The organism is Hydrogenophaga sp. 70-12 (assembly GCF_001897365.1).
Taxonomy (GTDB): Bacteria; Pseudomonadota; Gammaproteobacteria; order Burkholderiales; family Burkholderiaceae_C; genus Hydrogenophaga; species Hydrogenophaga borbori.
In genome coordinates, this window is record NZ_MKSS01000405.1 from 26723 (window position 1) to 38943 (window position 12221).

12 protein-coding genes and 1 pseudogene are annotated in these 12221 nt (G+C 66.5%); all 13 read left to right on the forward strand.

The genetic code is table 11. The annotated features are described in order from the left end of the window. Window positions 1-49: 49 nt before the first annotated feature. Window positions 50-337 carry a DUF4212 domain-containing protein gene (locus BGO22_RS20795; RefSeq protein WP_070397873.1) on the forward strand — a complete coding sequence of 96 codons (288 nt, stop codon included), beginning with the start codon at window positions 50-52 and terminating at the stop codon, window positions 335-337. Further along, window positions 330-2393: a VC_2705 family sodium/solute symporter gene (locus tag BGO22_RS20800; RefSeq protein ID WP_070397872.1), complete on the forward strand. Its 2064-nt coding sequence runs from the start codon at window positions 330-332 to the stop codon at window positions 2391-2393. Before BGO22_RS20795 ends, BGO22_RS20800 begins: the two co-directional genes overlap by 8 nt. Before the next feature lie 236 nt (window positions 2394-2629). Continuing rightward, window positions 2630-4300, forward strand: coding sequence for an MFS transporter (locus tag BGO22_RS20805; protein ID WP_070397871.1), 1671 nt, complete (start codon window positions 2630-2632; stop codon window positions 4298-4300). 178 nt (window positions 4301-4478) lie between these two features. Further along, window positions 4479-4778: a hypothetical protein gene (locus BGO22_RS20810; RefSeq protein ID WP_070397870.1), complete on the forward strand. Its 300-nt coding sequence runs from the start codon at window positions 4479-4481 to the stop codon at window positions 4776-4778. Further along, a complete protein-coding gene (locus tag BGO22_RS20815) occupies window positions 4775-5350 on the forward strand; it encodes a tetratricopeptide repeat protein (protein ID WP_070397869.1) in 576 nt (191 codons plus the stop codon). Before BGO22_RS20810 ends, BGO22_RS20815 begins: the two co-directional genes overlap by 4 nt. A 145-nt stretch (window positions 5351-5495) precedes the next feature. Next, window positions 5496-5756 carry a DUF4212 domain-containing protein gene (locus BGO22_RS20820; protein WP_070397868.1) on the forward strand — a complete coding sequence of 87 codons (261 nt, stop codon included), beginning with the start codon at window positions 5496-5498 and terminating at the stop codon, window positions 5754-5756. 3 nt (window positions 5757-5759) lie between these two features. After that, window positions 5760-7874 carry a sodium:solute symporter family protein gene (locus BGO22_RS20825; protein WP_070397867.1) on the forward strand — a complete coding sequence of 705 codons (2115 nt, stop codon included), beginning with the start codon at window positions 5760-5762 and terminating at the stop codon, window positions 7872-7874. A 195-nt stretch (window positions 7875-8069) separates the two neighbouring features. Next, window positions 8070-8441, forward strand: coding sequence for a 30S ribosomal protein S6 (gene rpsF / locus BGO22_RS20830; protein WP_070397866.1), 372 nt, complete (start codon window positions 8070-8072; stop codon window positions 8439-8441). Between the two features lie 30 nt (window positions 8442-8471). Further along, window positions 8472-8759: a primosomal replication protein N gene (gene priB / locus BGO22_RS20835; RefSeq protein WP_070397865.1), complete on the forward strand. Its 288-nt coding sequence runs from the start codon at window positions 8472-8474 to the stop codon at window positions 8757-8759. A gap of 12 nt (window positions 8760-8771) precedes the next feature. Further along, window positions 8772-9053: a 30S ribosomal protein S18 gene (gene rpsR, locus BGO22_RS20840; protein WP_009520643.1), complete on the forward strand. Its 282-nt coding sequence runs from the start codon at window positions 8772-8774 to the stop codon at window positions 9051-9053. 14 nt (window positions 9054-9067) lie between these two features. Beyond that, window positions 9068-9523 (forward strand): 50S ribosomal protein L9, encoded by a 456-nt coding sequence (gene rplI, locus BGO22_RS20845; protein ID WP_070397864.1) that lies wholly within the window; start codon window positions 9068-9070, stop codon window positions 9521-9523. A gap of 157 nt (window positions 9524-9680) precedes the next feature. Next, window positions 9681-11102, forward strand: coding sequence for a replicative DNA helicase (gene dnaB, locus BGO22_RS20850; RefSeq protein ID WP_070397863.1), 1422 nt, complete (start codon window positions 9681-9683; stop codon window positions 11100-11102). A 229-nt stretch (window positions 11103-11331) separates the two neighbouring features. Beyond that, window positions 11332-12221, forward strand: a pseudogene (locus BGO22_RS20855) (hypothetical protein); the annotation flags it as partial.

The window sequence follows — 12221 nt, forward strand, 5'->3', positions numbered from 1 at the left end:
CGCGCAAACACCTAAGGCGGGGGGGCGCGCGCAATGCGATGATCCCGCGATGCCCCCCGCGCCCGCCACGAACCCGCGCCACGACCGCCGCGCACTGGCCCTGAAGGCCGTGCTGCTGGCGGTGCTGGTGCTGGTGTCCTTCGGCACCTGCTTCTTCGCGCGAGAGCTCAGCTTCTCCGTGATGGGCTGGCCCCTGCATTTCTGGATCGCCTCCCAAGGGGCGGTGCTGGTGTTCATCGCCATCCTGGCGGTCTACACCTGGGCCATGAACCGCCTGGAGGCCCGCGACGGCGAGGGCGGCGGGGACGGGCCGGACGACGGGGGCGGCGGTGGCTGACGGCCCAGCCTACGCCGCCTACCAGCGCCGCCTGCACCGCATCCTGGCGCTGTATGTGGTGGCGCTGATTGCTTTCCTGCTGCTGATGGCCTGGGCCGAGCAGAGCGGCCTGTCGCGCCGCTGGCTGGGGCCGATCATGTTGTTCGCCACCGTCATGATGTACGGCGGCATCGGCGTCTATGGGCGCACCGCCGACCCCGAGGAGTACTACGTGGCGGGCCGGCGCATTCCGCCGGTCTACAACGGCATGGCCGCGGCCGCCGACTGGATGAGCGCGGCGTCCTTCATCAGCCTGGCCGGCGGCCTCTACCTGCAAGGCTTCGGCGGCACCGACGTGCAAGCTGGCGGACTGGCCTTCGTGCTGGGCTGGACCGGCGGCTTCTGCCTCGTGGGCCTGCTCATCGCGCCGCACCTGCGCCAGCTCAAGCTCTACACGGTGCCCGAGTACTTCATGCACCGCTTTGGCGGCCGGTGGCCGCGCCGCCTGGCGGCGTTCTCGGCGATCCTGTGTTCCTTCACCTACGTGGTGGCGCAGATTTATGGCATCGGCCTGGTGGCTTCGCGCCTGACCGGGGTGCATTTCGAGATCGGCATCATGCTGGGCCTGGGTGGGGTGGTGCTGTGTTCCTTCCTGGGCGGCATGCGGGCCATCACCTGGACCCAGGTCGCGCAATACGTGATCCTGTTGCTGGCCTTTCTGGTCCCCGTGTCCTGGTTGGCCTACCAGCAATTGGGCAACCCCCTGGCGCCGTTGGCCTACGGCAAGCAGCTCGAGAAGATCGCAGCGCTCGAGAAGGACCTGCAGGCTTCGCCGCAGGAGCGGGCGGTGCAGGCCGAGTTCCAGGCGCGGGCCCGCCAGTACCAGCGCTGGCTCCAGGACGTGGAGGGATCGCTGCGGGAGCAGCGCATGCTCGCGCAAGAGCGCGTGCGCGAGCTGGTGGCCCAGAACGCATCTGTCGAGCGCGTCGTCGCCGCGCGCCGGGCGCTGTCGGCCTTGCCCCGGGACGCGGCCGACGCGCGCGAGCAATGGACGCGCGCCATGAAGGACAGCCAGGACCGTTCCCGCTTCCTGGGCGGGCTGCCGCCCCACACGCAGGCCTATGTCGGCGATCCGAATGGCAGCGAGGCCGAGCGCCGGGCCTTCCAGTCGTCCCGCGCGAACTTCCTGGCGCTCATGTTCTGCCTCATGGTGGGCACCGCCGGGCTGCCCCACCTGCTGACGCGCTACTACACCACGCCGTCCGTGGCCACCGCGCGGGCCTCGGTGGCCTGGTCGCTGTTCTTCATCGCGCTGCTGTACCTGAGCGCGCCCGCGCTGGCCACACTGGTGAAGTACGAGCTGATGCAGAACGTCGTGGGCAGCAGTTTCAACGCGCTGCCGTCGTGGATCGCGCAGTGGTCGCACTACGACGATTCCTTGCTTTCGGTGAGCGACATCAATGGCGACGGCATCCTGCAGTTCGGCGAGATCCGGCTGGGGGCCGACCTGATCATGCTCGCCACGCCCGAGCTGGGCGGCATGCCCTACGTGGTGTCCGGCCTGGTGGCCGCGGGTGGTCTGGCCGCCGCGCTGTCCACCGCCGATGGCCTCTTGCTGACCATCAGCAACTCGCTGGTGCGCGACACCTACTTGCAGGAGTTCGGGCGCCATGTGGCGCCCGAGCAGCGCGTGATCCTCTCCAAGTTCGCGCTGTTGAGCGTGGCCACGGTCGCGGCTTTCGTGGCATCGCTCAGGCCGGCGGAGATCCTGCCGCTGGTGGCCTCATCGTTCTCGCTCGCGGCCTCTGCCTTGGTGCCGGCCATGATCATGGGCATCTTCTGGTCGCGCACCACAGGCGCTGCCGCGGTGGCCGGCATGCTCGCGGGCCTGAGCGTGACGGTGGGCTACATGGTGGTCAACGCCCCGGCGGTGCGCGCCGTGCTGCGGCTGCCGGCCGGCCAGTCGCTCTGGTTCGACATCCAGCCGGTGTCCGCGGCGGTGTTCGGTGTGCCGCTGGGTTTTGCGGTCATCCTGGTCCTGAGTTTGCTGACGCGCCGCCGCGTGGCGGGGGCGTAGTCGCATCGGCCTGGGCCGGTCGCGCACCGCAATCGGTGCCGCTTTAATTCCTCCTTCAGTTCTGGGTCAGTTTGAAGTCAGTTCCGGGTCAGGGGCTGGTAAGCGCGCGTCTCTACAAATCGGCTCTGGAAGCCATCGGGCCTTCCAGCCCATTGAATGAGGAGACGCATGTGAACAGGAACACCGCAGCCATGGCGGCCGGCGCAAGCCGTGCGCCGGACCCCCGAAAACGTCCCATGACCCGCGAAGAGAAGCGGGTCATCCTGGCCTCATCGGCCGGCACCATCTTCGAGTGGTACGACTTCTATCTCTACGGTTCGCTCGCCGCGATCATCGGCGCGCAGTTTTTCTCTTCCTTTCCCGAGGCCACGCGCAACGTGTTTGCCTTGCTGGCCTTCGCGGCGGGCTTCCTGGTGCGGCCCTTCGGAGCGCTGGTGTTCGGCCGCCTCGGTGACCTGGTGGGCCGCAAGTACACCTTCCTGATCACGATCCTGATCATGGGCATTTCGACCTTCGTCGTCGGCCTGCTGCCCAGCTACGACTCCATCGGCTGGGCAGCGCCCGTGCTGCTGATCGCGCTGCGCATGCTGCAGGGCCTGGCGCTCGGTGGCGAGTACGGCGGGGCCGTGGTCTACGTGGCCGAGCACGCGCCGCATGGCCGCCGCGGCTTCTTCACGAGTTGGATCCAGACCACCGCGACGCTGGGCCTGCTGCTCTCGCTCATGGTGATCCTGGTGGTGCGCTCGGTGGTGGGTGAACAGGCCTTCACCACCTGGGGCTGGCGCATTCCCTTCCTGCTGTCGATCTTCCTGCTCGGGGTCTCGCTGTGGATTCGCCTGCAGATGGAAGAGTCTCCCGCCTTCAAGAAGATGAAAGCCGAAGGCGCCCAATCGAAGGCGCCGATTTCCGAGGCCTTCGGCAACTGGAAGAACGGCAAGTACGCCTTGCTGGCGCTGCTGGGTCTTGTGGCCGGCCAGGCGGTGGTCTGGTACACGGGCCAGTTCTATGCGCTGTTCTTCATCCAGACCATCCTGCGCGTGGACATGTTCACCGCCAACATGCTGATTGCCTGGGCGCTGATCCTGGGCACCGGCGGCTTCGTGGTGTTCGGCTCGCTCTCCGACACGATAGGCCGCAAGAAGATCATCCTGGCGGGCTGCCTGCTGGCCGCGCTGACCTACTTCCCGGTCTTCAACGCCATCACCCGGCTGGCCAACCCGGCGCTGCACGCGGCCCAGCAGAACACCACCGTGACGATCATCGCCGACCGGTCCGATTGCTCGTTCCAGTTCAACCCCACCGGCACCGCCAAGTTCACCAGTTCCTGCGACGTGACCAAGGCGCTGCTGGCGCGCAACTCGGTGAGCTACTCGGTGCAGTACCAGTCCGGCGTGGTGCCCGCGAAGGTGCAGATCGGCAGCACGGAGATACCTGCCTATGAGGCCGCCAAGCTCAGCGGCGACGACGCCAAGGCCGTGCCCGCCGCGTTCACGAAGAGCGTGAACGCGGCGCTGGCCGCGGCCGGCTACCCCGCCGCCGACAAGCCCGCGCCCGGCATCGTGAAGGTGGACGGCTTCTTCGGCGTGTTCAACGCACAGGCCTTCCCGCTGGTGATCATCCTCACCTACCTGGTGGTCCTGGTGACCATGGTGTACGGCCCGATCGCCGCGGCCCTGGTCGAGCTGTTTCCCACCCGCATCCGCTACACCGGCATGTCCCTGCCGTACCACATCGGCAACGGCTGGTTCGGTGGCCTGATGCCGGCGACGGCCTTCGCCATGATTGCCCACACCGGCGATCCGTACTACGGCCTGTGGTACCCCATCGTCATCGCCCTGGCCACGGTGCTCATCGGCGCGGTGTTCGTGCCCGACAACCACAAGAAGGACATCTTCGCCGCCGACTGAATTCGCGTGACCGGGTCCTCCCGGCCAGGCAAAGGGCTCTTCGGAGCCCTTTTTTGGTTTGCGATCTAGGGATAACCCTCACAGGGATCACCCGCTGTGGGGCGCTTGGTGTGAGGAATCGTAAGTAAACCGTAAGGGGCAGCGAAAGAATGGCGCCAACCCAAGGTGTCACTCACGCATGTTGCTGTTCCTGTCCATTGCCAAACTGATCTGCGAGATCGCGCTCATGTCGCTGTTCGGCCAGTGGGTGCTGGGCCTGCTGGCGGGCGCCAAGCGCGACACCAACTTCTTCTACCAGTTGCTGGCGCAGATCGGCCGTCCCTTCGTGGTGATGGCGCGCTTCATCACGCCGCGCAGCATCGTGCTGGACCGCCATGTGCCGCTGGTGGCTTTCCTCGTGCTGGCCTTTGCGTGGATCGTGGTGACGGCGCTGCGCATCCAGCACTGCCTGCGCATCGGTGTGGAGTTGTGCAAATGAACGCCTCGATGCAACTGCGCTTCCTGCGCTGGCAGATCAAGCTGCTGCTGGCCCTCGGCCGGCGTGCGGCGGCGCTCGAGCGCGTGGAGCGCATGCTGGCCATCGATCCCGACGACGCCTACGCCTGGGCGACGCTCGCCCATCTTAGGGCGGAGCAGGGCGACAAGGCCGGCGCGGTGGCGGCGCTCGAGCGCGTGGTCGCCGTGCGGCCGCAGCAGGCGGCGGGCTGGTTCAACCTGGGCTTCCTGCGCGAAGAACTGGGCTTGCTGGAAGACGCCGAGGCGGCGTTTCGCCAGGCCATCGCCCTTGAAGAAAAGATGGACCGGGCCTGGTACGGCCTGGCCTTGTGCCTGATCCGCCAGCGGCGCTTCGACGACGCCGTGGTCGCGCTCAAGCGCAACACCCAACTGCAGCCCATGAGCCCGTACGGCTGGTATCAGCTCGCGCGGGTTCATGTCGATCGGCAAGAGCCCGAAGAGGCGGCGAAGATCATTCGCCACCTCAAACGGTTCGAGCCCAAGGTGGCCGCCCAGCTGGAGCGCGAGACAGGGCTGGTTCAAGAACCGACCTGAGGCGCGCTGCCGCCGAGCGGCCGCAAAAAGGGGCACCGTCCGCAAGGCGGTGCCGACAACATGGACTTGGCGTGCAGGTCACCCATGAGGAGACGGGTGGTGTCCGTGACGTGCCCGTGAGGGTTTGTTGATGGAGGTCGATGCAATGCAATTGACAGAGAAGCACCGCCTGTACTGGCGGAAGAACCTCAACATCACGGCCATATTGCTTGCAATCTGGTTCGTCGTGACGTTCGTGGTGGGCTACTTCGCCCGGGATCTGCACTTCAACTTCTTCGGTTGGCCGTTCAGCTTCTGGGTGGGCGCGCAGGGTGCTCTGGTGGTCTATGTGGCCATCATTGCCTTCTACGCCTGGTACATGAACAAGCTCGACATCGAACACGGTGTCGACGAGGCCGAGGAGTAAACCATGGCAGGCATGTTTGAAACAGGCGGCGCCGGTGGCGCCCGCTCCAACGCTGCCTTCAAGCAGCAGCTCAACAAGGTCTACAAGTGGTACACGGGGGGCTTCTTCGTCTTCGTGGTTGCACTGGCCATCTTCGAGCAGCTCGGGCTGTCGCGCGAGTGGATCGGCTTCATCTTCCTGATCGCGACGATCGCGCTCTACGCCGGCATCGGCATCATGAGCCGCACCACCGATGCGGCCGAGTACTACGTGGCCGGGCGCCGCGTGCCTGCCGTGTACAACGGCATGGCCACCGGCGCCGACTGGATGTCGGCCGCGTCCTTCATCGGCATGGCGGGCACGCTCTACCTCACGGGCTATGGGGGCCTGGCCTTCATCATGGGCTGGACCGGTGGTTACTGTCTGGTGGCGCTGTTCCTGGCGCCGTACCTGCGCAAGTTCGGCCAGTTCACCATTCCCGATTTCCTGGGTGAGCGCTACGGCGGCAACCTGCCGCGCTTTCTGGGCATCCTTGCGGCCATCCTCTGTTCCTTCACCTACGTGGTGGCGCAGATCTACGGCGTGGGCATCATCACGGCGCGCCTGACCGGCGTGGCCTTCGAGCTCGGGATCTTCCTGGGCCTCGGCGGCATCCTGGTGTGCTCGTTCCTGGGTGGCATGCGCGCGGTGACCTGGACGCAAGTCGCCCAGTACATCATCCTGATCATTGCCTACATGATCCCGGTGGTCTGGCTGTCGGTGAAGCAGACCAACGTGCCCGTGCCGCAGCTCATTTATGGGCAGCAACTGGTCAAGGTGACCGAAGCCGAGACGCGGCTGATCAACGATCCGAAGGAGATCGAGGTCCGCAACGTGTTCAAGCAGCGCTCAGACGCTCTGGCCGAGAAGCTGAAGGACCCGGCCGCCGCGCTGGCCGCCGACAAGGCCGCTGCCGACAAAAAGCTGGCCGACCTGCGCGCCGCCAATGCGCCTACCGCCGAGATCGCGGTTGCCGAGAAAGCCGTCGCGGACCTGCCGAAGGACGAGGCCGCCGCCAAGGCCGCCTGGACGCGCGCCAAAGCCGCTGCGGACGCGAAGACCAAGCCGCTCAATGGCATGCCGCGCCACGCCGCGCAGTACGTCGGCGACCCGAACGGCGACGCGGCCGCGAAGAAGACCTTCGACGAATCGCGGCGCAACTTCCTCGCGCTGATCTTCTGCCTGATGGTGGGCACCGCTGCGCTGCCGCACATCCTGATGCGCTACTACACGGTGCCCAGCGTGAAGGAGGCGCGGGCCTCGGTGACGTGGTCGTTGTTCTTCATCTTCCTGCTGTACTTCACCGCGCCGGCCCTGGCCGTGCTGGTCAAGTTCGAGGTGTTCAACGTCCTGGTGGGCACACCGTTCAACAACCTGCCGGAGTGGATAGCGGCATGGAACCGTGTCGACCCGACCCTGCTGTCGGTGACCGACGTGAACAAGGACGGCATCTTGCAGCTCAACGAGATGAGCATCGGCGGCGACATCATCGTGCTGGCAACCCCCGCCATCGGTGGCCTGCCGTACGTGATCTCGGGCCTGGTGGCGGCCGGCGGCCTGGCCGCGGCGCTGTCCACGGCCGACGGCCTGCTGCTGACCATCGCCAACGCGCTGTCGCACGACCTGTACTACAAGATGATCGACCCCAACGCCTCGACGGCCCGCCGCGTCACGATCTCCAAGACGCTGCTGCTGGTCGTGGCCCTGGCCGCCGCCTATGTGGCCGCCCAGAAACCGGCCGACATCCTGTTCCTGGTCTCCGCGGCGTTCTCGTTCGCTGCCTCGGCGTTCTTCCCGGCACTGGTGCTCGGCATCTTCTGGAAGCGCGCCACCGGCATCGCCGCTTCGCTGGGCATGATCGCGGGCCTGGGTATCACCTTCTACTACATGGCCACCACACAGCCCTGGCTGCGTGGCATCTTCGGCGTCACCTCGCCGATCGAGCTGTGGTGGGGCATCCAGCCGATCTCGGCCGGCGTGTTCGGCGTGCCGCTGGGCATCGCGGTGATCGTCCTGGTCAGCCTGGTGACCCCGGCGCCGAGCAAGAAGATCCAGGAGCTGGTGGAGCACGTGCGCTACCCCAACCTGAAGGCCGCCTGAACGGCGCCCGATAGGTCCCCGCCCGCCGCGAAGGCGGGCGGTCCCAGGCCCGGACCACCGGCAGGTGGCCCGGGCTTTTCACTTTTGTATAATCGCGGGCTTGCCTTGCTGCACCCCTGCTGACGCCTGGGGGCGGCTGTCAATCTCCCAGGCCAGGGTTTTCCGATCGGCCGGGGGCATCCACAAGGAGAGTCCATGCGTCACTATGAGATCGTCTTGCTGATCCACCCGGATCAGAGCGAACAGGTTCCGGCCATGCTGGAGCGCTACAAGGGCATGATCACCGCCGGTGGCGGCAAGATCCACCGCGTTGAAGACTGGGGCCGCCGCCAGCTGGCTTACCAGATCAACAAGCTGTCCAAGGCCCACTACCTCTGCGTCAACATCGAGGCCGACCAGGCCGTGATGAACGAGCTGGAGCACGCCTTCCGCTTCAACGACGCGGTGCTGCGCCACCTGAGCGTGCAGCGCAAGAAAGCCGACACCGGCCCGTCGTCCATGATGAAGACGGTCGAGCGCGAAGAGGCCCGCAAGGCCCAGCAGCAATCGCAGGAGCAATCCGCCTGACGCCCCTGGCGTGAGGTTCGCGGGAATCGGGTGAACCGTCTCCAGTTGCAGGCCGCGGTGGTGCAGGTGCAGAACCTGCGCTACACACCGGCAGGCATCCCGGTGCTCAATCTCGTGCTCGAACACGAGTCGCAGCAGACCGAACTGGACACACCCCGCACCGTCGCCCTCCAGATCCGTGCCGTGGCCTTCGGGCCCCTGGCCGAGACCCTGCAGAAGCAGGCGCTCAACGAACTGGCGGACTTCGACGGGTTCCTCGCGAACGCGCGCAACGGCAAAGGCGTGGTCTTCCACATCCAGGCATTCAGCAAGACATAGGAGAGGCCCATCATGGCTGCACCCAAGCGTTTCAACAAAGACAAGCGCCCCAAGCGCAACACCCAGTCGCTGCTTTTCAAGCGCAAGCGCTTCTGCCGCTTCACCGTCGCCAAGGTCGAAGAGGTGGACTACAAAGACATCGACGTCCTGCGCGACTTCATTTCTGAAAACGGCAAGATCATCCCGGCGCGCCTGACCGGCACCCGCGCGATCTACCAGCGCCAGGTCACCACCGCCATCAAGCGCGCGCGCTTCCTGGCCATGCTGCCCTACAGCGATCAGCACCGCGTCTGATTGAGGAGCCCGACATGCAAGTGATTCTTCTCGAAAAAGTCCACAACCTCGGCGCCCTCGGCGATGTCGTCAAGGTCAAGGACGGCTACGCCCGCAACTTCCTGATCCCGACCGGCCAGGCCCGCCGCGCCACCAAGGACGCCCTGGCGGCCTTCGAGGCCCGCCGCGCCGAACTGGAAAAGGCCGCCGCCGCCAAGCTGGCCGCCGCTCAGGCCGTGGGTGAGAAGCTGGCCGCCACCACCCTCAAGCTCACGCAGAAGGCTGGTGTGGATGGCCGTCTGTTCGGCTCCGTCACCAACCACGACGTGGCCGACGAGCTGCACAAGCAAGGCTTCAAGGACGTGGTCAAGTCGCAGGTGCGCATGCCCAATGGCCCGCTCAAGGCCGTGGGCGACTACACCGTGCAGATCAACCTGCACACCGACGTCACGGTCGACGTGGCCGTCTCGGTGCTCGGCGAAACCGCCTGATCGCCGCGGACCCCCAGTCCGCCAGAAAGCCGCTGTCCTCGGGCAGCGGCTTTTTCTTTTCACCGGGCATGCACCGCATTCCCACCGGTTCTCCACAGGGTTGTCCCCTGACGAGGACTACCCGGGGGCGTACCATTCCCCTTTGCCCTGACGCCGCATGTCCACCGCCTTCTCCAGCCCATTTCCTGACCTTGGCAGCGGCCTCGACGAGACCGGTGACCGCCAGGTCGCGCAGCTCCGCGTTCCGCCGCACTCCATCGAAGCCGAGTCCAGCGTGCTTGGCGGCCTGTTGCTGGACAACGGCGCCTGGGACCGCGTCGCGGACCTGCTCAACGACTCCGACTTCTACCGTTACGAACACCGCCTGACGTACTCGGCCATCGCTGCGCTGGTCAATGCGTCCAAGCCGGCCGACGTGGTGACGGTGTTCGAGCACCTGCAGAACCTGGGCAAGGCCGACGAGGCGGGCGGGCTGGCCTACCTCAACTCGCTCGCGCAGTACGTGCCCAGTGCGGCCAACATCCGCCGCTACGCCGAGATCGTGCGCGAGCGCGCCGTGCTGCGAAAGCTCGTGGCCGCCAGCGACGAAATCGCCACCTCCGCCTTCAACCCGCAGGGCAAGCCGGTCGCCAAGATCCTCGACGAAGCCGAACAGAAGATCTTCAAGATCGGCGAGGAAGGCTCGCGCATGAAGGAGGGCTTCCAGTCGATGGACCGGCTGGTGGTGGAGCTGCTCGATCGCGTGCAGGAGATGGCCGACAACCCGCAGGACGTGACCGGCGTGCCCACCGGCTTCATCGACCTCGACCGCATGACCGCGGGCCTGCAGGGGGGCGATCTGATCGTGCTGGCGGCGCGTCCTTCGATGGGCAAGACCGCTTTCGCCATCAACATCGCCGAGCATGTGGCGCTGAACGAGGGCCTGCCCGTCGCCGTGTTCTCCATGGAAATGGGCGCGGCCCAGCTCGCGGTGCGTATCGTGGGCTCCATCGGCCGCATCAACCAGGGCCACCTGCGCACCGGCAAGCTCACCGACGACGAATGGCCGCGCCTGACGGAGGCCATCGAGAAGCTGCGCAACGTGTCGCTGCACATCGACGAGACGCCCGGTCTCACGCCCAGCGAGCTGCGCGCCAACGCGCGTCGCCTGGCGCGCACCTGCGGCAAGCTCGGTCTGATCGTGGTCGACTACCTGCAGCTCATGAGCGGCTCCAGCAGCGACGGCGGCGACAACCGCGCCACCGAACTCGGCGAGATCTCGCGTGGCCTGAAGATGCTGGCCAAGGAGCTGCAATGCCCGGTGATCGCGCTGTCGCAGCTAAATCGTTCGGTCGAACAGCGCACCGACAAGCGTCCCATGATGAGCGACCTGCGTGAATCGGGCGCCATCGAGCAGGACGCGGACATCATCATGTTCATCTACCGCGACGAGTACTACACCAAGGATGCCTGCAAAGAGCCGGGTGTGGCGGAGATCATCATCGGCAAGCAGCGAAACGGCCCCACGGGAACGGTCAAGCTGGCGTTCTTGAATATGTTGACCCGTTTCGAATCGCTCGTGGGCGGCGGCGACTACTGAGTCCCTTCACGCCCGAGAGGCGCGGGCGCCCGACCACCCTGACGCCCTAAGTTCTCACCATCTGCTGTTCTCTATGGCCCGGTCACACCAGTACCGGTAGGAGGACGCACATAGTTCGCGCCTCTTGATGCAGGGAGGACGCATGATCAGCCAGTCGCCACCATTGGATGTGCCCGCCGTGGTGCCACCGAGCCCCGCCACTTGGCGGGGCCACCCAGTCCCCGAGGGCGTGACGATCGGATCGCTGGCCCTGCCAGCCCAGGACACCACCATCCTGCGGGCGCTGGTGCGCTTGCTGGACGGGGCGTTGGGCATGGGGCTTCGGTACAGCGAGGACGTCGCCGGTTGCCATGTGGTCTTTGCCTCGCCGGCGGCATTGAGCACCTGCCCGGGCCGCACCACCGTCGTGGTCACCGACGCCGCCACCGTGCCGCTCGGGTGGGGCGGCCCGATCACCATCAGTTCTCCCTTGCGCATGATCAGCGTCATCACGGCCTTGCAACAGGCCTTGCCCCGGCGGCGGTCTTCGAACCCCCTGGATCGCCAGCGGTGGTTGTCCTCACTGTTCGAGCGTCTGCGAGCGGCGCTTCGGAGCTGTGGTCACAGCGTTTTGCCGATCGGCGGAGGGCAGTTGCTCCGGCTCGATGCGGTGTCGCAGTCCATGCAGGCCACCGTTCCGGTCGAGCAGCTGCTCTCGCACGCGCATGATCTGGGTGCGCTGCGCCCGTGCACGGCGGCCGATGAAGACGCGCTGCAAGGGGCCGAGACGCATTCGCTGAGCGTGTTCCTGTGGCGCCTGAGCGCGACCATGGTGGAGGCGCGCGCGCCCCATCCGCCCTTGCGCGGCGCCTGGCGCCTGCGGCGCTGGCCCCAGGCCATGGGGCTCATGGCGCCGGGCCACCCGCACCTGGCGGCCTTGCTGTGGCGCCGGCCATACACCGCCCTGGAGTTGGCCGAGCGTGCAGGTTTGCCGCTGCCTGTGGTCCGGGCCTTCGTGCTCACGGGTGACGCGCTGGGCCTGGGCCAACTGGAAGAGGCCACCCATCCCCTGGACGTGGCCCGCGAAGGCGCGGCTTGGGGCCGGTTCAAACCCTTGCGCGAGAAGTGGCGGTTGTGGTG